The organism is Cellulomonas septica (genome assembly GCF_012396155.1).
Lineage (GTDB): Bacteria > Actinomycetota > Actinomycetes > Actinomycetales > Cellulomonadaceae > Cellulomonas > Cellulomonas septica.
This window is the reverse complement of record NZ_JAAXOY010000193.1, coordinates 1-5476: the sequence shown is the minus strand read 5'-3', so window position 1 is coordinate 5476 and position 5476 is coordinate 1. Positions and strand designations below refer to the sequence as shown.

At 74.7% G+C, this 5476-nt stretch carries 6 protein-coding genes and 1 pseudogene; 6 read left to right on the top strand and 1 reads right to left on the bottom strand.

Going from position 1 to position 5476, the window contains the following annotated elements; all coding sequences use genetic code 11:
• Positions 1-22: 22 nt before the first annotated feature.
• From HGA02_RS21805 to HGA02_RS09170, 3 genes and pseudogenes are all read left to right on the top strand, one after another.
• Positions 23-70: pseudogene (locus HGA02_RS21805) on the top strand (hypothetical protein); the annotation flags it as partial.
• Between the two features lie 98 nt (positions 71-168).
• Positions 169-312 carry a hypothetical protein gene (locus HGA02_RS21650; RefSeq protein ID WP_210728364.1) on the top strand — a complete coding sequence of 48 codons (144 nt, stop codon included), beginning with the start codon at positions 169-171 and terminating at the stop codon, positions 310-312.
• Between the two features lie 154 nt (positions 313-466).
• Positions 467-1234, top strand: a complete 768-nt coding sequence (locus HGA02_RS09170) for a hypothetical protein (protein ID WP_168678751.1) — start codon at positions 467-469, stop codon at positions 1232-1234.
• A gap of 99 nt (positions 1235-1333) precedes the next feature.
• On the opposite strand, the gene HGA02_RS09165 is transcribed toward HGA02_RS09170, so the two are convergent.
• Positions 1334-2422, bottom strand: coding sequence for a GNAT family N-acetyltransferase (locus HGA02_RS09165; RefSeq protein ID WP_168678750.1), 1089 nt, complete (start codon positions 2420-2422; stop codon positions 1334-1336).
• A gap of 149 nt (positions 2423-2571) precedes the next feature.
• Between HGA02_RS09165 and HGA02_RS09160 the strand changes: the two genes are divergently transcribed.
• The 3 genes from HGA02_RS09160 to HGA02_RS09150 all read left to right on the top strand — a co-directional run.
• Positions 2572-3198 (top strand): YgjV family protein, encoded by a 627-nt coding sequence (locus HGA02_RS09160; protein WP_168678749.1) that lies wholly within the window; start codon positions 2572-2574, stop codon positions 3196-3198.
• A 143-nt stretch (positions 3199-3341) separates the two neighbouring features.
• Positions 3342-4607: an Nramp family divalent metal transporter gene (locus HGA02_RS09155; RefSeq protein WP_168678748.1), complete on the top strand. Its 1266-nt coding sequence runs from the start codon at positions 3342-3344 to the stop codon at positions 4605-4607.
• Between the two features lie 548 nt (positions 4608-5155).
• Positions 5156-5476, top strand: a 321-nt coding sequence (locus tag HGA02_RS09150) for a hypothetical protein (protein ID WP_210728362.1), incomplete at its 3' end; no start/stop codon positions are given.

The following is a 5476-nucleotide window of genomic DNA, read 5'->3' as shown; positions in this document are numbered from 1 at the left end:
CCTCATCCCGCTCGCCGCCGCGGTGTTCGCGTCGCTCGGCCGCCACCCGCTCGCCGGCCTCGCCGCCGCGTTCGCGGGCGTCGGCGGCGGGTTCGGCGTGAACCTGCTGATCACGCCCGTGGACGGGGTCAAGGGCGTGGTGCTCGCGGTGACCTCGCGGCGCGGCCGGTGGAGGTGCGCGTCGACGTCGACGGGATCGGGCCGGTCACCGCGCTCGCACCCGTCGGGGTGCAGCTCGACCCGGGCAGCGTCGTCCCGCTCGCCGTCGACCCGGACGCCCTGGCCGTCCTGCCGCTCGACGCCACGGGCTGACGGGCTCGACGCCACGGGCTGACGGCCCCGCGCGACCGCGTCGTCGGCTCGGGGACGTCGTGGTGAGGCGGCGGCGCGCCGGTCGCACTACCGTCGGAAGGGTCCGGCACCGGGCGGTGACGGACCCCGCCGACGACGCCGAGGTGATGTCCCGATGACGCTCGACCGCCGCGAGATCGTGTCGCTCGACCTGCACGCCGACCTGCACACCGCGTGGGCGCACCTGCGTCAGCCGGAGCTCGTCCGGCAGTGGTTCGGCTGGGACTACGACGGGCTCGACGCCGAGATCCGCGACTACTTCGTCGCCCAGCCCGTCGTCGGGCAGGCGTACGAGGGCGACAACCTCACGCACACGCTCACGACGCCGAGTCACGACGTCATCGCCGTGACCGCCGCCTCGCACGACCCCGGGCACACGCACCTGACGATCACGCGCCGCAGCCACGACGGGCTCGCGACGTACGACGGCGTGTACGACCCGATCGACGAGGGCTGGATCCAGTTCGCGCACCAGCTGCAGTTCCTGCTCCGCGCCCACCCGGGCCAGGAGCGCCGCACCCTGTCGGTGTTCGGGCTCGACGCGGGCGACCGGAGCGACCGGCTGCTGGACCGCGCGGGGCTGCACGGCGTGCGCGGCATCCCGGTGGGCGGCCACGTGCAGGCACGACGCCCCGACGGCACGCTCCTCGGCGGGACGCTGGTCTACAAGGCGGAGCACCAGTTCGGGATCCAGCTGCACGGGATCACGGAGTCGTTCCTCGTGATCACCGAGGTGCCCGTCGCGAGCCACCCGCCGCACGGCACGGTCGGCGCGGTGCTCTCGACGTACGGCATCGACGACGCGACGTTCGCCGAGGTCGAGGAGCGCTGGTCCGGCTGGTGGGCGCGCTCGCAGCCGCACGGCACGGCCGTCGGCGCCTGACGCGCCGCGTCCCGCTCGCCGGGCCGGACGCACGCGCGGCGCCCGTCCCCTCGGGGGCGGGCGCCGCGGCATCCGGCCGTGCGCTCGACCGGAGCCTCGTCACTCCAGACGGAGCTGCCACTCCCCGGCGCCACCGCTCGGCGCGAAGCCGAGGTCGATGTTGATGCGGAGCATGTAGGAGTTCTCCTCGGCGTTCCACGTCGCGACGCGTCGTGCGCCTGGCCGGACCTCCGCGAGCCGCTGGAGGTTCGCCGCCTTGACGAGCATCCCCAGCCGTCGACCGCGGTGCTCCTTGAGCACGAGCGTGTCCTCCTGGTGCACGAACTCCTCGTTCTCCGGCGGCAGCATGAGCACGGTGTACGCGGCGAGCGTGCGCGTCGGCACGTGCTCGGCGGCCGCGACGACCAGCTCGATGCCGCGGTCCACGAACTGCGCCTCGGTCGTGCGGATGCGCGTCGCGTCCCAGACGTCCTCCTCGTAGTCGAGGCCGCCCAGCGGGACGTCGGTGCTCATGCGCGTGTTGAGCGTGGCGTACTCGTCGACCCACTCGTCGGGGGCGGCGGACCCCCAGTGCACGATCCGGTACTCGTCGCCCGCGGACGCCTGCGCCTGCGCGCGGTGCGCGGCGAGGACGTCCGGGTCGACGGGCACCGGGAGGACGGACCGGCGCGCGACCTGCTCGAGCTTCCACCCGCGCGACGCGACGAACCGGACGTTGGGGTCGTCGGCCGCGACGCGTCCCGTGCCGGTGCTCGGGACGACCGTGCCGTCGCCCTCGGCCGGCTCGTGACGCTGGTCGGTGCTCCCCGTGAGGACCCGGCGCCCCGCGGCGCGCGCGACGTCGAGCGCGTGGTCGTGCAGCGCGGACCCGATGCCCTGCCCGCGGTGCTCGGGGAGCACGCCGATCTCGACGTACGCGGTGTGCGTGTTCTCCTGCAACGGCAGCAGCATCGCGAGGTAGCCGAGCGGCGTCCCGTCGTCGTCGGTGACGAGGAAGCGCGGCTTGCGCACGTACGCCTGGTCGCGGAGCGCGCCGAGGACCTCCTGCGGCGTGCGGTCGTAGTCGTGGTTGCCCCACTCGTGCGCGACGACACGGTTGGCCACGTCGGTGAGCGCGAGGAGCGGTCCGGCCCCGGGCGCGTCGACGGACTCGGGCACGGGCACCTCGTGGATCGACCATGACGCCATGCCACCCAGGGTCGACCCGTCCGTCGGCCGCGGTCGAGACCTTTTGACGAGGCGGGTCCGTCGCACCCGGCGGGGCGGCGCCACCCGTCCGGCGCAGCGCCCCGTGCGAGGGCCGGGCGCCGCTCGCGGGGGCGGGGATACTGGCGGGCATGCTCTGGCTCGAGGTCGTCGGGTGGCTCGGATCGGTCCTGGTCGTCGTGTCGCTCATGCAGGCGCGCGTCCTGCGGTTCCGCGTGCTCAACCTGGTCGGGGCGGTGCTCGCGACGGGCTACAACGCGATCGTCGGGATCTGGGCGTTCGCGGTGATGAACGGGGCGATCGCGATCATCGACGTGTACTGGCTGTGGCGGCTGCTGCGCGAGCGGCACGACGAGCGCGCCTACGCGGTCGTCGACGTCGGGACCGGCGACGCGTGGCTGCGGCACTTCCTCGACGTGCACGGCGAGGAGATCGGCCGCTTCCAGCCGGGCTTCGCGTTGGCCGACGACGCGTCGGCGTTCCTGGTCGCGCGCGGCGACGAGGTCGTCGGCGTGGTCGTCGTGCGGGACGTCGGGGACGGCGTCGGCGTGGTCGACCTCGACTGGGTGACGACCCGGTTCCGCGACTTCACGCCGGGGGAGTTCGTGTACCGGCGTTCGGGGGTCTTCGCCGCGCACGGCCTGCGCGAGCTGCACGTCGACCCGGCGCCGGAGATGCGCGAGTACTTCGGCAAGGTCGGCTTCCACGAGACGGCGGCCCCGGCGTCCCGGTGGGTGCGCGAGGTCGACGCGGCCTGACGGCGGCGAGGCTCTGCCGGCCCGCTGCCCGACGTAGGCCCGGCGGACGCCCGCGCTCCGTCCGCCGCGGTCCGGCTCGTCGTCGTGAGGATGCGGACGTCCGGGTATAGAGTTTCGGCCACCCGAACTTTCCAGGAGGAGCGGTGAGCCGAGTCGACGTCGACGTCGAGCGCGCGGAGGCCGTCGGCCCCGGCGGACGCCGGAAGCCACGTCGCACGCCGCTGCTGCTCGGGCCCGCGTTCGTCGCCGCGATCGCCTACGTCGACCCCGGCAACGTCGCCGCCAACCTCACCGCCGGTGCGCGGTACGGGTACCTGCTGCTGTGGGTGCTCGTCGCCGCCAACGTCATGGCCGTGCTCGTGCAGTACCAGTCCGCCAAGCTCGGGCTCGTCACCGGCGACTCCCTGCCCGGTGTGCTCGGCAAGCGCATGCGGCGCGGTCCGCGGCTCGCGTTCTGGGGGCAGGCCGAGCTCGTCGCGGCCGCGACCGACATCGCCGAGGTCGTCGGCGGCGCCATCGCCCTCCAGCTGCTGTTCGGGGTGCCGCTGCCGCTCGGCGGGCTCATCGTCGGTGTGGTCTCGATGGTCCTGCTCGCGACGCAGAACGTGTACGGGCAGCGGCGCTTCGAGGCCGTCGTCGTCGCGCTCCTCGCGGTCATCACCGTCGGCTTCCTCGCCGGGCTGCTGGTCAGCCCGCCCGACGCGCGCGGTGTCCTGTCCGGGCTCGTCCCGCGGTTCGACGGCACCGACTCCGTCCTGCTCGCCGCGTCCATGCTCGGCGCGACCGTCATGCCGCACGCGATCTACGTGCACTCCGCCCTCGTGCGCGACCGGCACGGGCACGCGCCCGCGGGCGAGGGCCGTGTCCGGCTGCTGCGCGCCACCCGCTGGGACGTCGGCGGTGCGCTCGTCATCGCCGGGCTCGTCAACATCGGGCTGCTGCTGCTGGCCGCGTCCGCGCTGCGCGGCGTCGACGGGACCGACACGATCGAGGGCGCGCACGCCGCGATCGTCTCCGCGCTCGGACCCGCCGTCGGGATCGCGTTCGCAGTCGGGCTGCTCGCGTCCGGGCTCGCGTCGACGTCCGTCGGGGCCTACGCCGGCGCGACGATCATGGAGGGCCTGATCCACCGCCGGATCCCGCTGCTGGTCCGCCGCGTCGTGACGCTCGTGCCCGCGATCGTGCTGCTCGCCGTCGGGGCCGACCCGACGTGGACCCTCGTCCTCAGCCAGGTCGTGCTGAGCTTCGGCATCCCGTTCGCGGTGATCCCGCTGGTCCGCCTGACCCGCGACCGCACCCTCATGGGCGCCGACCGCAACGGCCCCTGGCTGCACGCGGCCCTGGTGGTCGTGGTCGCCCTGGTCGTCGCCCTCAACCTCACCCTCCTCGCCCTCCTCCTGTTCGCCTGACCCCTCCGGGGCATGTCGTCGTCCGCGCGGCGGCGTCCACGAGCCGATGCCCCTGCGGGCAGGGACGGTTCCCGTTCGGACAGCCGATCGGCGTGCCCGTCCGGCGATGGCCGCCGCAGAGTTGTGCGGGACGACCATCGAGCGGAGGGCGGATGCCGTCTCACGAGGAGCACGACTCGTCCCCCGCCCGACGGGCCGCGCCGCAGCCCACGCGCGCACGGGCGCACCCGGACGCGGAGGCCACGACCGTCGACGTCACCGGCCGGCCGACGTCCCGCGCGCACGTGCTCGCCCTGCAGCGAGCCGTCGGGAACAGGCGCGTCGCGGACCTGATGAGCCGGCAGACCGTGCAGCGGGCGACGGCACCGGTCGACGAGGTCGTTCCCGGGACGGTCGACGAACCGGTCGTCGACGCGGTGGAGCGCCGACTCGCGGAGGCCCTGTCGTCACAGCGCAGCGACGAGGGCACGGGCGCTCCGCCGTCCGGTCCACCGGCGTCGAGGGCAGGAGCACCGACCGGGGCGGGACGCCCACCGGTCGTGCAGCGGATGCGGACCCTCCTGGGAGTCCTGCACACCGCCCTGTTCGGCCGGGCCGGCAACGCGATGCGTCCGGGGCTCTTCGGTCGCGCGCGCGGCCCCGGTCCCGCGGTGAACCCGGGCCTCGTCGGGCGCTTCCTCCAGCTCCTCGTGGGCCGCGTGCGCCAGGTCCGCCAGCAGGCGCTGCTCGGAACCGCTCAGGCCCCGGTCGTCCCGGCGGTCCCGGTCGCGCCGGTTCCCGCAGCACCCGTCGCCCCGATGGTCTCCGCCGCGATCGTCGCCGCGGCCATGCGCTGGCCCACGCTCCGCCGCATCGCGACGTCGCTCGGG